Here is a 16,108-nt window from a genome sequence, read left to right on the forward strand (position 1 = left end):
TTACTTACCTTACCGTTACCGTACCCTTACGTACGTAACTTAACTTAACAACGTAACGTAACGTAACGTACGTAACTACGTACGGTTTTCTTATAGGGTTTTAAATTACCACTACCCGTATGTATTGTCAAACTTTTTCGCAAAGGTAGAAAGTTTGAAATCTATCAATGAATTCTTGAGATAAACTATATTTATGCGGAGGGTAAAATAAAAAGACCACGAATAGATGGCCTCGTAAAATGAGTTAAAAAACTAGCAGCCTACAAGAAATTCCTCTGAAATGGTTGTTATATATGATCGAAAATGTAGAATGGGATTAAAGATAAAAAACATTTTTAGGAGGTTATCATGACATTTGATGAATTGAAAAAAAATAAACCAACAACCCCATGGATTGAGAATGATGAAGATGGGGAGTTTTTCACTGAAGAAAATATAAGTGCAACAAATAAAGTTCTCGACACTTACATTAACAATTTAGAGCAATTGGGTGAGAATCCAACCGAAGTCGAAATAATGCAAGTCGTTAAAGAAGTCGTTGTTAACATAAATGAATTAAATGACGAACATGACTATTTTATCGAAACAATGGAAAGAGAAGATCTCTATGAATTTATCGATACAGCAGCACGAATAGCTGGCTTAGAATCCGAAGAAGACATAACAGAAGAATGGCGAGAATGGTAAAGAAAGCTGCACCTCTAATTGTTAGAGGTGCAACTTTTTTCATACGCCAATTGAATTAATGATTTCATATCCGCATAGGATTCACATGTTCCTACATATTATTAACATCTTCTAAATCAAATTCCTCTGGATCAAGGAACGATTCTCTTATATATATTATAGTAAAGACTAATTTACACCTTTCGAGACAACATCGCTTCTATCCTCTCCGATAAAAACTTTCCTGTCCATCTATCATCATCCGTAATCGATCTTCCGTCAACGTCAACTCTACATTTCTATATTCACCTGAGTTTTGTTGTACTGAAAGAATATATGTATTATCTCCATTCTTCGATTCAGAACTTATATAGAATTTATGCTGAGGGAGCCTGCCACCACCCGGTTGTCCTTGTTCGATAATAAGCTCACCGCTTCGCTCGCCCTCTGCTAATATAAACGAGATATTTGGTCCTCCACTTGTATTAATCCAGCTAGCTTCTATTTGTGAGAATGGTATTTTCGTATTTGTACGATTAGATTGTTCACGTTTATCACTTTGTCCTGTATACGCTTTTTTCTCATCAACAGGCTCATAGTAATTCATAAACTCTTCCTTCGTCATTCGTGTAAGTGAAAGGTTCTCTTCTTCATGCCCTAGCCTGATTAACTCAATCGCCTCGTCATCTATTACATTTACACGAACATTAAACGGTGTGAATGTTTCTAAATTAGATTCCACTTCATAGATGCGTAAACTAATTTCTTTCTCATCACTATCTTGTTTTTTAAATAAGTATGTAACGTTTTCTTCACCGTTATAGAGCGTTATTTCGCCTTTTTTATTATCAGTTACATGAATCCCGACATAACTTGGATCACTTTTATCTACCCAATAACCATCTATATCCGATAATGATGCGGTGCTTAGTTGTGTAGTTTGCGCTTCCATATTTTCGCTAGTTTCCACCGAAGTTGCGATTTTATCATCACCTGAGAAAAATAAAATTTTCACCATAAGCAGCGCAACTGCTACACCGATCACTCCCGTAATGCCTAACAACACGAAATCCTTTTCTTTTTTACTATCCGCTTGTTTTGGAGCTAGCTCATCATTTTCAAGATTACTGCCACACGCGACACAAAATCGTTCTTTTCCAGACCTTTCCTTACCACAATGTCCGCAAAAACGATTCCGTCCTTTCTCTGGCTTAATACGTTTTAACAGTTTACCTATCATTCCTTGTCCAACTGCTACTCCATTAAATGCATTATAAACTGTTTCTTTCTGTTCTGGAGTCATGCTTCCCCACTGTGAAGAATCTTTAGCTTTAGCCGTATCTCCATCTAAACTAGTATTTACATATTCGCTTCCTTGCGCTTCTACATTTACAAGATTTGCATCCGGACCATGATACGATAAGTTATTCGTTACATCTCCGTCTGGCGCCGTTCTTACATGGCCTTTCACCGCTACCATATCTGGATTGACTGGTTTTGCATCCGAACCGTGATACGATAAGTTATTCGTTACATCTCCGTCTGGCGCTGTTCTTACATGACCTTTCACTGCTACCATTTCTGTATTCACCGGCTTTGCATCTGGACCATGATACGACAAGTTATTCGTTACGTCTCCGTCTGGCGCTGTTCTTACATATGATTGTACATGTTGTACGTTCGTTCCTTTAGTTATATGCGCATCTGAAGAATGTACAACTGTTTCCCCTGTAACAGCGTGTCCATCAACCACCCCTGGTTCCGCGACATAAGCATCTCCACCAACATGCATTTTTAAAAATGGCAAAATGAAAGAAATAATAATAAGAGGTACGCTTCCCATAATTCCAAGAGCTGCATAACTACTATAATTATGACCATACAACCAAATTAACGTTGTTCTTATACCAATAAACCCTAAACCCGAAACAATAATAGACTCCATTACTTTACTAGGTGAAGAATCATAGGCTAAAGAAGCACTAGTAGGATCAAAACTCATTCTGGCTAGTAAAATAGCCGCAATTCCATATACAAGCAATCCAGCTAAAAAAGGCCTCCAATTTTTTAGCACAAACTGAATTCTCATAAAAAAGAGAACGAGCATAACAATAAAAATAATTGGTGCTAAAAAAGGAAGGATTACCGATATGATGCCTAGTATAAGCATAAAAAATAGCATTTTCTTCAATAACTTAAATGATGTAATAATAAAAAATAAAAATAGTCCGAAACCAAATAATCCTGGATGGATATACCCTAAAAATAGACTGATAGGAAATAATGTTATCGCTATTTTATGATGGTTGGTTTCTTTCTGACTTGCAATCCATTCCTCCATACTTTATATTCCTTTCCTATTGGTTCGTAAACCGTTTTCATCCTTATCGATTATATACCGATTTTTGGAATTTATATATGTACATTTAAAATAAAGTAAACTTGTAATTCGCCCGCAACTAATACCACATCAGAACCCTCGTCCCTCGCCTCTCGGTCTTGTTAATTATCTCCAATAATATTCAACAATTTTTTGCTGATATTTATTTACAAAAGGGGCTAATTTTGCACTAATCCCACCAGCAATATTTTTGATAATGGTTTTGAAAAACATTATTGAAAATATTCAGAATTTTCACTATAATACTCTTAAATATATTAAAAAAGGGGTGAATCTATGTCTCAGATTGAAACTGAAATAAGTCAATTTGGATACAAACAAGAATTAAAGCGAAGCCTTGGTTTAAAAGAGCTGACCATTTATGGCATGGTCTTTATGGCTCCATTGGCGCCGATGCAAGTGTATGGAATGGTAGCCCAGCAAAGCTTCGGTATGTCATGTTTGGTTTATATCGTAGGGGTAATTGCCATGTTGTTTACTGCCTACAGTTATAGCCATATGGCAAAAGAATTCCCTATATCTGGATCTGTATATTCGTACATCCAACGTGCAGTAAATCCGCATGTCGGATTCGTAGCAGGCTGGATTATCCTTGCTGACTATGTGCTACTGCCTGCATTATTGTATTCGATGACTGGAAACTGGATGACCGGGATTTTTCCTACTGTCCCTTCTTCAGTATGGGCGTTGCTGTTTATTGCTATTAATACGTATATTAATATCCGAGGAATCACAGTTACTTCTCGAATGAACATGATTATGTTTTATGTACAAGTCGTCGTCATTGCAGTCGTATTGATTGTTGGTATTAACTATGTGTTTATAGGAGGTCACGGCACTGGTGGATTTACCTTTGATCCATTCTTCCAATCTGAACATTTCAATTTTGGATTGATTGCTACTTCAACTACAATCGCCGTCCTTGGTTTTTTAGGTTTTGATGGGATTAGCACGCTGTCGGAAGAGGCAACAGAACCAAGAAAAACTGTTGGAAAAGCAACGGTTCTTTCTATTGTATTTATCGGCTTTTTCTTTGTGGCTCAAGCATATATCGCACATTTGATTCATCCAAACTATGCCAACCTTGATCCAGATTTAGGATACTTTAATATTTTGAAAGAAGCTGGTGGTACCGCCTTTTACATAGTAATAATCCTTATCAACGTAGTTGCTATAGCCGGAGCTGTAAATTTAAACTGTATGGCTGCGACCTCTAGAATTCTCTTTTCTATGAGTCGTGATAATCTTCTACCATTTTCGAATGTTTTTAAGAAAATTCACCCTAAATATCAATCACCAGTAAATTCAACTTATTTGTCTGCCATCATATGTGCCGTTACTGTTCTCACGTTACCAACAGAAACAATCTTAATGTTTGTTAACTTTGGGGCCGTTACTTCATTTATGATTTTAAATTTATGTGTTTGTTGGTACTTTTTCTTTAAAAAGAAAAATCGTGGTTTGAAATCTTATATATATTATTTGGTTATGCCTTTAATTGGTTTTGGCATTGTTACTTTTGTTTGGTCAGGATTTACCTTAAAGACGTTTATTTTTGGTGCTTGCTGGTTGATTCTTGGAATTACGGTAGGAGCAGTTAAATCAGGCGGATATAAAATAAAACCACCGGCATTCCGGGAGTAATACAATTTAATGGAGGGTTGACGTATGAGATTATTAGGGAAAGTTGCAATTGTAACAGGAGCTGGAAGAGGAATTGGTGCTGCTATTGCAAAACGATTCGCTGAAGAAGGGGCGAAAGTCGTGGTGAGTGATATCATCGACCAAGGAGCAGAAGTGGCAGAGGAAATACAAAATGCTGGTGGTGCTGCTGAATTTTTCCGTATAGATGTTTCCAATTCCAATCAAGTTCAAAATTTAATCAATTATACTGTGGAACGTTTTGGCGCTTTACATATTATTTGTAATAATGCGGGGATAAATGTACCTGGAAAAATCGAGAATATCACGGAAGAGGTGTGGGACCGAACGATGGATGTAAATGTGAAATCCATGTATCTTACGACCAAGTTCGGTATCCCTGAGCTGAGAAAAAGTGGTGGCGGATCTATCATTAATTTAGGATCTGTAAACAGCTTGGTTGCAGAGCCTATGTTATCTGCATATGTGGCTTCCAAAGGAGCTATATTAATGCTTACCAAGGCCATAGCATTAGATTATGCTAAGGAAAATATTCGTGCCAATTGCATTTGTCCAGGCTGGGTGAATACTACCATTAACGATGCACATGCGAATCTAATGGGTGGTATTGAAAATGTACTAAATAGTATTGATGACTTCCAACCGATTGGTCGTGTCATTCATACAGAAGAAATTGCGAATGTAGCTTTATTCCTTGCCTCAGATGAATCATCAGCAATGACTGGTAGCGCTGTGGTTGCAGACGGTGCCATGACAGCTAAATAGAAAAGGTAATCACATATTGGACATGACTAATATGTGATTACCTTTTATTTTTAAACCTACACTCGAAAACACATAGCTTCTCCCCTATCAATAAAAAAAGACCACCAAAAGGCAGCCTCAAAACTCAAGTACAGTCCCCACTCCACGCTCCACCGCTTTTTCATACAAATACTTCGCAACGATAATATCTACTACCGCTAAACCTACCGATTTGAAAACGGTAATCTCTTCATCGTTCTCTCTACCAGCTTTTTCCCCGCTTATAATTTGACCAAGTTCAGCGTGAAGATTGCTAGCTTCGAATAGACCTTCTTTTATCGGAACTTGAAGGTCGCCTGTTTCTTCTAATGCTGCTTCTTTTGATTCGACTACTACTTTGTTTGCGCTTGTGATGGCGTGAGATGGTAGTTCTTGCATGCTCGGTCTAAATGAACCGACGGCGTTTATGTGGACGCCTTTTTGTAGTTTTTCTGAGAAGACTGATGTGGATGCGTTCGTTGTTGTGACGATGATATCTGCTTCACTTATTGCTTCATCTGGACTTGCGTAAACATAAGCTGGTTTGTTGAATTTCTCTTGTATATATTGCGCGAATGCATAGGCTTTTTCTTCCGTTCGGTTGTATAGAATTACTTTTTCAATATCTCTAACCGTGAATACAGCTTCTGCAATTCCTTTTGCCTGTTCACCGGTGCCGATGATACATAAAGTTTTTGCGTTATGACGAGCTAAATGTTTTGTCGCTACTCCTGATAAGGCGCCTGTTCGGATCATCGTTAAATAGGAACCTTCTAAAAGTGCGAGTGGTTCTCCTGTTTGAAAGTCTGATAGCATTACAATTCCGTTTATCGTTTTCTTTCCTATCTTTTTGTTTTGCGGGACGACTGTTACTACTTTTAAACCGAGTGCTTCAAGTCCTTCCGCTACTGAAGGCATAATTAATGCGGTATTTTGCTCGTTCGCAAATGGTAATGAGCCGCGAATTGGTGTAATCGTTCTTTCTGCTGAAAATTCTTTTAAAGCAAGCGCCGCGTATTCAATGACTTCATTCATATTTACTAAGTTTCTTTGTTCGTTCGCGCTTATGATTAGCATATTTGTTTATCCCCCTTTTATCCTATTAAAAACCCCCGATTCAACACATCTCTCGGATCTACAACGAACTGATGGAATCCTGTAATAAACGCATTCCCCGTTACTTTCGGAACGACAGCTTCATATTTATCTACCTCTGTTAAAGATAATACTTCTCCTTCAAATTGGCCGTCAGTAATGCATTCGTGGATGAAAATCTCTCCTTTTTGTAAGGCATCTTTTTCAAAAAGAGTTGCGATTCTTGCGGAAGTTCCTGTGCCGCAAGGAGAACGGTCTACTTGCCCGTCAGCGAAGATTGTTACATTTCGTAAGCTAGCATCTTTTCCTTTCGGTTCATCTGAAAAAATAACACCGTATATTCCTTTTAAACCTTCTTCAAGTGGATGCTTAACTTCCATTTGGCTCTCAATATAATGTTTAATTTTACCGCCCCACGTTTGAATAGCAGGTAAGTCTTTGAAATCAACTTTCAAACCAAACTCTTTACTATCCACTACAGCATAAAATGCTCCGCCAAACGCGATATCCACTTGAAATTCATAGTTATCTATTTTAATAGGAACGTCTTTTTTGTATACAAATGAAGGGACATTTTCAAACGATACGGATTCTACCTCGCTACCATTAAATTTTGCGTACGCAATAACTTCCCCGGCAGGGCTATCAATAATAAATTTTTGTTTTTCACCTGTCACTTCAAACATGCCTGTTTCAATTCCTACTGTAACGACAGCAATAATGCCGTGACCACACATCGTACTCCAGCCTTCATTGTGCATAAATAGTACGCCAAAATCAGCGTGAGCACTTGCAGGCGGTGTAATGATACAACCGTACATGCCGTGATGTCCTCTCGGTTCATACATAAGAACCTCGCGAAGATGGTCCAAATGTTCCATACAATATGCGCGTCTTTCTAGTTGCGTTTCTCCCTTTATTTCCGGCACGCCGCCCGTAATAATTCGAAGCGGTTCCCCAGCTACGTGCGCATCAATTGTTGTGTATATTTTACTAACCTTCATTCCTATCTCTCCCCTATATGTTAATACTATTTTCATTGCAAATATCATGCCAACGCATAGAGTATAAATGAAACTTTAATCAGTCCTCACCAATCAGGCTTTTACGGGCAGTAAGGCCCCCACCTAACTTCTTTGCTTTCGCTGAATTTTGAGGTGGGGGTCTTACTGCCCGGCGAATAGCGGGATAGATCTGTATACATTTTTTGAAAAATACACACGACTGTCTACTTTTTTATACAGTAGACAGTCGCTGTCCATTAACCTATAACCAATCCCACACTCCGCAAAAATATATCAGCGATTATTCAATTATATCGACCACAACTCCGAATATATCGACGTTTCGACACAACATATCGACTTACCGACAAACTTTGCGCTTTTACGCCTAATAACCACCAACCAATCCTACACCGACATCCGGTCCCACGAACACACACACACCAAAACAAAAAAATCCCCCAAAAACCTCGGGGGACCCATTACCCATCAAACCCTAACCGCCACCACATCCGGCACTTGCTTAGCAATCTCCTCACCAATCTTTATACTAGCCGTTGCCGCTGGAGATGGCGCATTACAAATGTGCAGAGAATTGATGCCGGGGATAATGCAGAAGTCATCAACCATATTTCCGTTTGATAAAATGGCTTGTGCCCTTACACCTGCATGGGTTGGGACGATATCTTTTTCTGTTAGCTCTGGTATTAAGCGCTGCAAGCTTTTTAGGAATGATTGTTTACTAAATGAGCGCACCATTTCTTTTATGCCTTCTTTCATATTTGGCATCGCCATTTTCCAAAAGCCTGTGTATGTCATTGTTTCCATGAAGTCTTTAATATCAAAGTCTGTTTTCGTATAGCCCTCTCGCTTAAAGCTTAATACTGCGTTCGGTCCTGCATGTACTTCTCCGTTTATCATTCTTGTGAAATGAACACCTAAAAACGGGAATTCTGGATTTGGGACTGGATAGATTAAATGTTTTACGAGATGGCGTTTTTCCGGGACGAGTTCATAATATTCACCACGAAACGGAACAATTTTCATGTCCGTTAATATGCCTGTCTTTTTCGCAATGCGATCACTATGTAAGCCGGCACAGTTAATGAGAAATTTCGTTTTAAATGTGCCTTTGTTTGTCTCAATTGTTACGGCGTCTTTCTTTTCAGTAATACGCTCTGCGGCTGTTCCTAAATGTACTTCTCCTCCGCTTTCTTGAATCAAACGGGCAAACGCATAACTTACTCCTTTATAATCAGCAATCCCGCAAGAAGGAACACGGATTGCCCCAAGTCCTTTTACATGAGGTTCAATTTCAGCTAATTCTTCCTTATCTATTTTTAAAATATGTAAATCGTTTTGTAAGCCTCTCTCATATAAATTATGTAAAAGAGGAAGTTCTTCTTTTTCTGTAGCGACAATTACTTTTCCGCACATGTCATAAGCGATGTCATTTTCTTTACAAAATTGAACCATAGCTGCGTTTCCTTCTTTTGCAAACTTTGCTTTATAACTTCCTGGTTTATAATAAATCCCAGAGTGAATTACTCCGCTATTATGTCCAGTTTGATGATGTGCAAGTTCCTTTTCTTTTTCAATGATCGCGATTTTCGCACGAGGGAATTTTTTCGTTAAAGCCATTCCAGTTGAAAGACCAACGATTCCTCCGCCAATAATTATAAAGTCATACATCCTACTTCCCCCTTAATATGATGAAAGGCAGGTCTTTTTTAAGACCCGCCGTACAAACTTATTTAGAAAAACAACCGCGCTGGCGCATTAGTTCCCTATATAAATCTTTATTTTTCTCAAATGCAGCTCTTCCGTGCATCCAAAATAAGTTATTTAAAAGAACTAAGTCACCAATTGGTAATTTCAATGCATGTGTTGCTGGTGAATTTTCAACAGAATATGATAAGTCTTTCAAATAGTTTGCTTGTTCAATATTATCTGGATAAGCGAACTGATCAATAAAGCAAATACACGGTGCGTTATTTACATCAAAAAACGTTTCACGATAAACGATTTCTTGCGAATTTTTACTTGGTGGTGCTTTATACGTAATTTTAACAGATGCGAGTGAATGATCTCTAAATTTCTGAAGATCTTCCCAATCGTCTAAATGTAGTAAACGAGATTCTCCGCCTACTGCATTTTGCTCTTCAATTTTCATCATAAGAAGCCAATCTGTCGGTTCATCAACGAATGTACCGTCTGTATGCAGTGTAAACAATCGGTACGCTTGACGAAGGTAAGAATCACTACTATCTGTATCTTTTACATTAAATCTAGCATAATACGTTCCTGTCATTGCATCAAAGTTTGGCTCCCCGATTAAATGTGTTAATGCTGTTGCAAATTTAACGTAGTCTGCTGGATCTGATGTTTCACCTTGTACCCCAATTGTAAATCCGCCCGTTTCACGGTCATGAATAATGCCGCGAATGTTATCCATAAATGATTGCCCAAAAATCTTTCTCATTCCATCCGCAAGATTAAATCGAGAATAAGGAATGTATTGCAGTGACTGCTCTGAATGCTCTTTTACCTCTTCAAAAAACTGCTTAAGCAATTGCTGGTTTAGCGTAATATGATATAAACGTTTATGCTCTGGATGAGGAGCAATTTCATACCCCTCATATTTCTTTGCAAATTTCATCTTCGCATTTTGTTCTGTAATAATCGACATTTTAATTCCTCCCTAATTTAAATATGAAGAACTTATGGACGCTTTTTACAGACAGTTATCCTTATCTTCTTATGCTGAGATTCGGTCTTACTGTCCTAACAACGAAAAAGCCAGTCATACGCATACCACGACATAAAATCGTAGAAACGTACAACTGGCTCATAATTACGAATGTTCTTTAATCTCTTAAAGTACAATAATAATAGACAGTTTGTATGAAAATATTTGTAAAACAGGAAAGCAAGATCGGATATAGAGAAGGCTAATTTCTCGTATGGATCTTATTAATTAAATAATAATTCAAAATATTCTAACTGTCAATTCGTTTTTTATTATTTTCTCGACAAACTTTACACATTTTACAACTCCCTTTACTTTCTGCACATCCTCTTTTTTTCGTCTCTTGTTTTACAACTTGCCCTTCATTTAACTTTTTCATATTCCGTTCCTCCTCAATATAAAAAGCCAGTCGTATCCCGTTAACGGAAATACAACTGGCTCTTGTTTATGGTTTGATAAACTAGACAGTTTTTATGGTGTTGTTTCCTCGTACTCTCCTTCTAGCTGTTCATCATTTAAATAACTTACATATTGGCGATGTAAATCTTTTACCGCACTGATAATCGCATTTTGCGCTTTTCCTTGATAATGATCCGTAATATCTTGAACGATTTCTTCAATACCATCTTGCAAACTATGTCCTCTCAAAATTTGAGCGACGAAGTCTCTACCGTGCTCTGTCGCAAGCGTACATGACGCTTCAATAATGACGTGATATTTATGATCTGCTTCAATTGTAATCGTTAATGTTTCATACATACTGCGAACAGCCATCCCTTTCGGAAGTCTCGAATGTCCTGCCATAAAAAATGTCCCTTTACGCATATTTCATCCTCCGTTACTATGTTTTTTAGTGTTTATACTTGATCTACGTATACTGTCTTTATTCTCGTATAAAATTCTTTCGCCGCTTTTCCTTGTTCACGTGGTCCAGCACTAGAGTTTTTCATTCCGCCAAACGGAACTTGTGGTTCTGCTCCTGCAGTTTCTGAATTCACATGAACCATTCCAACTTCCATATCATCAATAAACCTTTGCGATAAACTTAAATTATTCGTACAAATCGATGCACTTAGTCCGTATTCTGTATCGTTCGCTACAGAAACTGCTTCTTCATAACTATTCACTTTAAATAAACATATAACTGGACCGAAAATCTCTTCTTTTGCAATGCGTGCATCTACATCTACATTTTCAAAAATAGTCGGTAAAACATAACATCCTCGCTGCAGTTCAGCTTCGTCCGGCACGCTGCCTCCATACAGTAAAGAAGCCTCTCCTTTTCCTACTTCAATCATCGATAGAACAGATTGTTGCTGCCCCTTTGAGACACATGGGCCCATAAACGTATTAGGTTCTAACGGATTTCCAACTGTAAGAGCCTCAGTGCGCTGCAATAGTCGATCACGGAACGCTTCATAAATTTCCTCTTCGACTATTACTCTACTTGTTGCGGTACATTTTTGCCCTGTTGACATAAACGCACCTTTTATCGCAATATTTACCGCCTTTTCAATATCGGCATCTTTTAATACCACTAACGGATTTTTTCCGCCCATCTCTAATTGGACTTTTTTCCTAGTTTCAACGGCTGCTTTCTGAATGATATTTCCAACGTGATTAGAACCCGTAAAAGATACCGCTTTTATATCAGGGTTTCCCGTTAATTCTGCTCCAACTTCAGAGCCTTTGCCGAATACACAATTTATAACGCCCGCCGGGATGCCAGCCTCATGAAAAGCATTCACGAGATGGTACACCGATTTTGGTGTAACTTCAGCCGGCTTAATGACAATCGTATTTCCGTAAATAAGTGCCGGCGCCATTTTCCAGGCCGGAATCGCAATTGGAAAGTTCCACGGCGTAATTAATCCGACTGGTCCTACTGCCACACGTTTACTGTAAAGCATTGTACTTTCATTAGCAGACGGGATAATCTCTCCAATCGGCTGATTTGCTTCCCCGGCATAATATTCAAGAATGCTAATCGCTCGCTTCGTCTCTCCTATTCCTTCTGCAATCGTCTTTCCTTCTTCATTCGTTACATCTCGGCCAACTTCATTTACCTTTTCTTTTAAAATAGCTGCCGCTTTCCATAAATAACTTGCTCTCTCTTGAAACGATAACTTTTGCCATTTATGAAAAGCCTCTTTCGCTGATGCGATTGCAACTCGTGTATCTTCTACTGAACTAAACGGGAATTCACCTAACACTTCCCCGTTATGTGGATTATAATTTTTCACGTATGCATTCGTGGAAGGTTCTCTCCACTCACCGTTTATATAATTGAAAAACTTCATTCCCCTGCCCCCACCATTTTTATTTTGATAGTTTCGCAATAGCAGCTTCTAAAATAATAAGCCCTTCTTCAAGCTGTTCATCTGTTATAACAAGAGGCGGTAAGAAGCGAAGTACGTTACTATAAATACCGGCGCTTATCGTAATGACCCCTTTACTATGCGTTTCCTTCATAATTGCTTTAACTTCTTCCGCTGCTGGCTCTTTCGTCTCTTTATCCTTCACAAGCTCGATTGCAGTCATAGCACCAAGGCCCCTGACATCACCAACTAGTTCATATTTCTCTTTCCAACTATTAAACACTTCCATCATACGCTCGCCAATTTCTACAGCGCGCTTCACTAAATTCTCTTCTTCAATTACATCTAAAACAGCTAATGCAGCCGCGCAAGCAGCCGGACTTCCTGAGAAAGTACCACCTAATTGACCTGGTCCAGGTGCATCCATCAAATCCGCTCTTCCTGTTATTGCGCTAAGCGGCATTCCAGCAGCGATTGATTTTGAGAAAGTCATTAAATCTGGAGCTACGCCGAAATGATCCATTGCAAATAAGCTGCCCGTACGAGCGAAACCAGTTTGAATTTCATCCGCAATCATAATGATTCCGTACTTATCACAAATATTCCGGACACCTTGCATGAATGTAGTCGTCGGAACGATAAATCCACCTTCTCCTTGAAGCGGTTCCAAAATAATTGCAGCGATATTATCACTTGCTACTTCCTCTAACATAAAGCGTTCGAAATACGCTAAAATTTGCGCGTCTACTTCTTCTTGTGTTAGCCCTTCGTCAGCGCGGTAATAATACGGATATGGTAATTTGTATACTTCTGATGCAAACGGTCCAAATCCATGTTTGTACGGTTTCACCTTACTTGTCAGTGACATCGTCAAAAGTGTACGCCCGTGATATGCACGCTCAAACGAAACGATTGCGCTTCTTCCAGTTGCTTTTCTAGCAATCTTCACCGCATTTTCTACTGCTTCAGCTCCGCTATTCGCAAACATCGTTTTTTTCTTAAAATCACCTGGCGTTAACTCATTCAGTCTTTCCGCCAGTGTAATATAACTTTCATACGGCGCTACATGAAAACAACTATGAATAGAAGATTCTACTTGATCTTGAATCGCCTTTACTACTTTCGGATGACAATGCCCGACGTTTTGCATACCAATTCCGCCCGCAAAGTCGATTAATTCATTACCATCTACATCCGTAATAATCGCGCCTTTTGCTGATTGCACATACAACTCTGTAATATTGTAAGGCCCTTCTGGCACCGCATTTTTTCTTCTTTCATGTAATATGCTAGATTTTGTAGTTGTAATATCCTTCTTCTCTTTTAACATGGTACATACCCCTTTTCTTATTTTTCTTCTAAACTAACTTCCGAATCTTTTATCATCGTAAAATCATTCAACTTTTGCTTATCTAACTTTCTAACTCTTAGGAAATAACTTATTATTACTAGGATCGTAGCTAGTAATGTCATGTAAAACTGCATCCGCATATCTGCTATAAATGCTTGTGAAACAAAGATTGTAATAATCATTAGAAGCGTTGCATATGTGAGATAAGGGAATAACCACATTTTCACTTTCAGCTTTCCAGCCCCTTCTCTTTCTCTCTCTCGTCTTAATATGACATGTGAAACAGCAACGAACATATACATAAGCATCGTTACCCCGCCTGAACTATTCGCTAAAAACGCAAACAATTTATCAGGAGATATAAATTTCAACATCGCGCAAATAAATGCAAATACGATACTTGCATAGATCGCTATAACCGGCGTCCCTCTACTATTTAACTTTGAAAAAGCGGCCGGAGCATCGCCTTTTTTAGCAAGTGAAAATAACATACGCGAACTCGTATATATACCTGAATTCATAACGGAAAGTAGTGATAAAAAGACAACACCATTCATAATTTCTGCGGCTGCAGGTACTCCTGCCATATTAAATAAACTTGCATACGGAAGTTTTAATAACTCCTTATCCGTCCACGGAATAAACATAACTAAAATCGTTACCGAACCTACGAAGAAAAGCATTAGGCGCCATACAACACTATTAATAGCTCGTATAACATTCTTCTCTGGATTTTCCGATTCCCCGGCTGCAATCGCTGCTACTTCGCTTCCCGATAAAGAGAAAGAAATAAACACAACGCTCAGTAAGACAGGGACAATTCCATTCGGGAAGAAACCACCGTGTTCCGTAATAATAGCAAGACTCGGTCTATCCACCCCTGGAACAAGACCAAAAAACATCGAAACTCCTAAAATTAAAAACGCAACAATCGCAATAACTTTAATAAACGCTAACCAATATTCAAACTCTCCGTACAATTTTACTGAATATACATTCGTCATCGTCATTAAAAGAACCATACATAAACTCGCGATCCATGCTGGAACCGAAGGGAACCAATTGTTAATCATCACGCCTAAAAGCACCGCTTCAATCGCGATAATAATGACCCAGTTAAACCAATATAACCACCCAATCGTATACCCTGCCCACGGCCCAATTGCTTTATTCGCATACGTTGCGAAAGAACCGCTATCAGGATTTTCCGCTGCCATCTCTCCTAACATCCGCATCACGAGCACAACCATTAAAGCGCCAATAATATAGGACAAAATCGCTGCTGGACCCGTCGATTGAATAATCGTTCCACTTCCTACAAACAAACCGCCCCCGATAACCCCACCAATCGAAATCATTGTTATATGCCGAGTTTTTAAATCCTTTTGTAACTCCTTTTTCTCTTTAGCCAACCAATTCACCAGCCCCTCCATTAGCGTGGACGTGCACCATACTCCATTGACAACGCTTTCTAAAAATCCCCTCCTACTTTAAATAAAAAATAAAAAGAGCCAGAAAAACAACGCATACAACTGCATTGAATTTTACTGCCCCTATCCTTATGGCTCGTCCTCCTGCTAAGGAAGTTCAAGTGGAAAGAAGTTGTTCCTCTATTCATTTTCAAAAAGGCATTCGGGCTTACAGGGAGGCTAATCACTGTCATCCGATAATAAGTTAATCATAATATAAATAGACTGAATATTCAATGTTCATTTTCGTAAATTTCATGAATAAAAAAAGAAAATTCTCTCGCCCAGGCACATATACTGTTCAAAAGAAAAAAGGAAGTGGTCTCATGTATTACGGAACAAAAGGCTGGTACGTAGCTGAACTTAAGAAATTGGGTGTTCGCTATCATGAAGGACGAAAACTAGAAAGTTACCGCGGACACGTATTACGCAATTTATTAATCGCACAACAGGAGAAGACGCAAGAAGAGTAATGTACTAACAAAATGATATCGATCGATTCTTAGAATATATCGGCGATTTTTCAAATATATCGACGTCTCGACCTGGAATATCGACTTATCGCCAAATTCCTCCCTCTATTCCACCAACCAATCACACATCACGCTGC

At 38.6% G+C, this 16,108-nt stretch carries 14 protein-coding genes; 4 read left to right on the forward strand and 10 right to left on the reverse strand.

Going from position 1 to position 16,108, the window contains the following annotated elements; all coding sequences use genetic code 11:
* The first annotated feature begins 348 nt into the window (after positions 1-348).
* Positions 349-687, forward strand: a complete 339-nt coding sequence (locus CDB3_RS19635; protein ID WP_071747949.1) for a hypothetical protein — start codon at positions 349-351, stop codon at positions 685-687.
* A gap of 199 nt (positions 688-886) precedes the next feature.
* Here CDB3_RS19635 and CDB3_RS19640 read toward each other — a convergent pair whose 3' ends face one another.
* Positions 887-3,007: a hypothetical protein gene (locus CDB3_RS19640; protein WP_128855655.1), complete on the reverse strand. Its 2,121-nt coding sequence runs from the start codon at positions 3,005-3,007 to the stop codon at positions 887-889.
* Between the two features lie 336 nt (positions 3,008-3,343).
* Here CDB3_RS19640 and CDB3_RS19645 point away from each other — a divergent pair, with 336 nt between their 5' ends.
* Positions 3,344-4,711: an APC family permease gene (locus CDB3_RS19645; RefSeq protein ID WP_128855656.1), complete on the forward strand. Its 1,368-nt coding sequence runs from the start codon at positions 3,344-3,346 to the stop codon at positions 4,709-4,711.
* Between the two features lie 24 nt (positions 4,712-4,735).
* Positions 4,736-5,494: an SDR family NAD(P)-dependent oxidoreductase gene (locus CDB3_RS19650; protein ID WP_128855657.1), complete on the forward strand. Its 759-nt coding sequence runs from the start codon at positions 4,736-4,738 to the stop codon at positions 5,492-5,494.
* Between the two features lie 117 nt (positions 5,495-5,611).
* Here the strand turns inward: CDB3_RS19650 and CDB3_RS19655 are convergent, their stop codons facing one another.
* The 9 genes from CDB3_RS19655 to CDB3_RS19690 form a co-directional block, all read right to left on the reverse strand.
* Positions 5,612-6,589, reverse strand: coding sequence for an ornithine cyclodeaminase family protein (locus CDB3_RS19655; protein ID WP_128855658.1), 978 nt, complete (start codon positions 6,587-6,589; stop codon positions 5,612-5,614).
* 17 nt (positions 6,590-6,606) lie between these two features.
* Entirely contained in the window at positions 6,607-7,611 is a 1,005-nt protein-coding gene (locus tag CDB3_RS19660; RefSeq protein ID WP_128855659.1) for a proline racemase family protein, read from the reverse strand.
* A 489-nt stretch (positions 7,612-8,100) separates the two neighbouring features.
* Positions 8,101-9,303 (reverse strand): L-2-hydroxyglutarate oxidase, encoded by a 1,203-nt coding sequence (lhgO, locus tag CDB3_RS19665; RefSeq protein WP_128855660.1) that lies wholly within the window; start codon positions 9,301-9,303, stop codon positions 8,101-8,103.
* A gap of 58 nt (positions 9,304-9,361) precedes the next feature.
* Positions 9,362-10,300 carry a glutarate dioxygenase GlaH gene (gene glaH / locus CDB3_RS19670; RefSeq protein ID WP_128855661.1) on the reverse strand — a complete coding sequence of 313 codons (939 nt, stop codon included), beginning with the start codon at positions 10,298-10,300 and terminating at the stop codon, positions 9,362-9,364.
* Positions 10,301-10,610: 310 nt separating this feature from the next.
* Positions 10,611-10,739, reverse strand: coding sequence for a hypothetical protein (locus tag CDB3_RS32475; protein WP_256869885.1), 129 nt, complete (start codon positions 10,737-10,739; stop codon positions 10,611-10,613).
* A 92-nt stretch (positions 10,740-10,831) separates the two neighbouring features.
* Positions 10,832-11,185 (reverse strand): DUF3870 domain-containing protein, encoded by a 354-nt coding sequence (locus tag CDB3_RS19675; RefSeq protein WP_128855662.1) that lies wholly within the window; start codon positions 11,183-11,185, stop codon positions 10,832-10,834.
* 32 nt (positions 11,186-11,217) lie between these two features.
* Positions 11,218-12,660 carry an aldehyde dehydrogenase family protein gene (locus CDB3_RS19680; RefSeq protein WP_128855663.1) on the reverse strand — a complete coding sequence of 481 codons (1,443 nt, stop codon included), beginning with the start codon at positions 12,658-12,660 and terminating at the stop codon, positions 11,218-11,220.
* A 19-nt stretch (positions 12,661-12,679) separates the two neighbouring features.
* Complete coding sequence (gene gabT, locus CDB3_RS19685) at positions 12,680-14,008, reverse strand: 4-aminobutyrate--2-oxoglutarate transaminase (RefSeq protein WP_128855664.1); 1,329 nt, start codon at positions 14,006-14,008, stop codon at positions 12,680-12,682.
* A 17-nt stretch (positions 14,009-14,025) separates the two neighbouring features.
* Positions 14,026-15,450, reverse strand: coding sequence for an amino acid permease (locus CDB3_RS19690; protein ID WP_128855665.1), 1,425 nt, complete (start codon positions 15,448-15,450; stop codon positions 14,026-14,028).
* 305 nt (positions 15,451-15,755) lie between these two features.
* Between CDB3_RS19690 and CDB3_RS19695 the strand changes: the two genes are divergently transcribed.
* Positions 15,756-15,971, forward strand: coding sequence for a YflJ family protein (locus CDB3_RS19695; RefSeq protein WP_128855666.1), 216 nt, complete (start codon positions 15,756-15,758; stop codon positions 15,969-15,971).
* Positions 15,972-16,108: the final 137 nt, after the last annotated feature.

This window comes from Bacillus sp. CDB3 (assembly GCF_002081505.1).
Classification (GTDB): Bacteria; Bacillota; Bacilli; order Bacillales; family Bacillaceae_G; genus Bacillus_A; species Bacillus_A cereus_AT.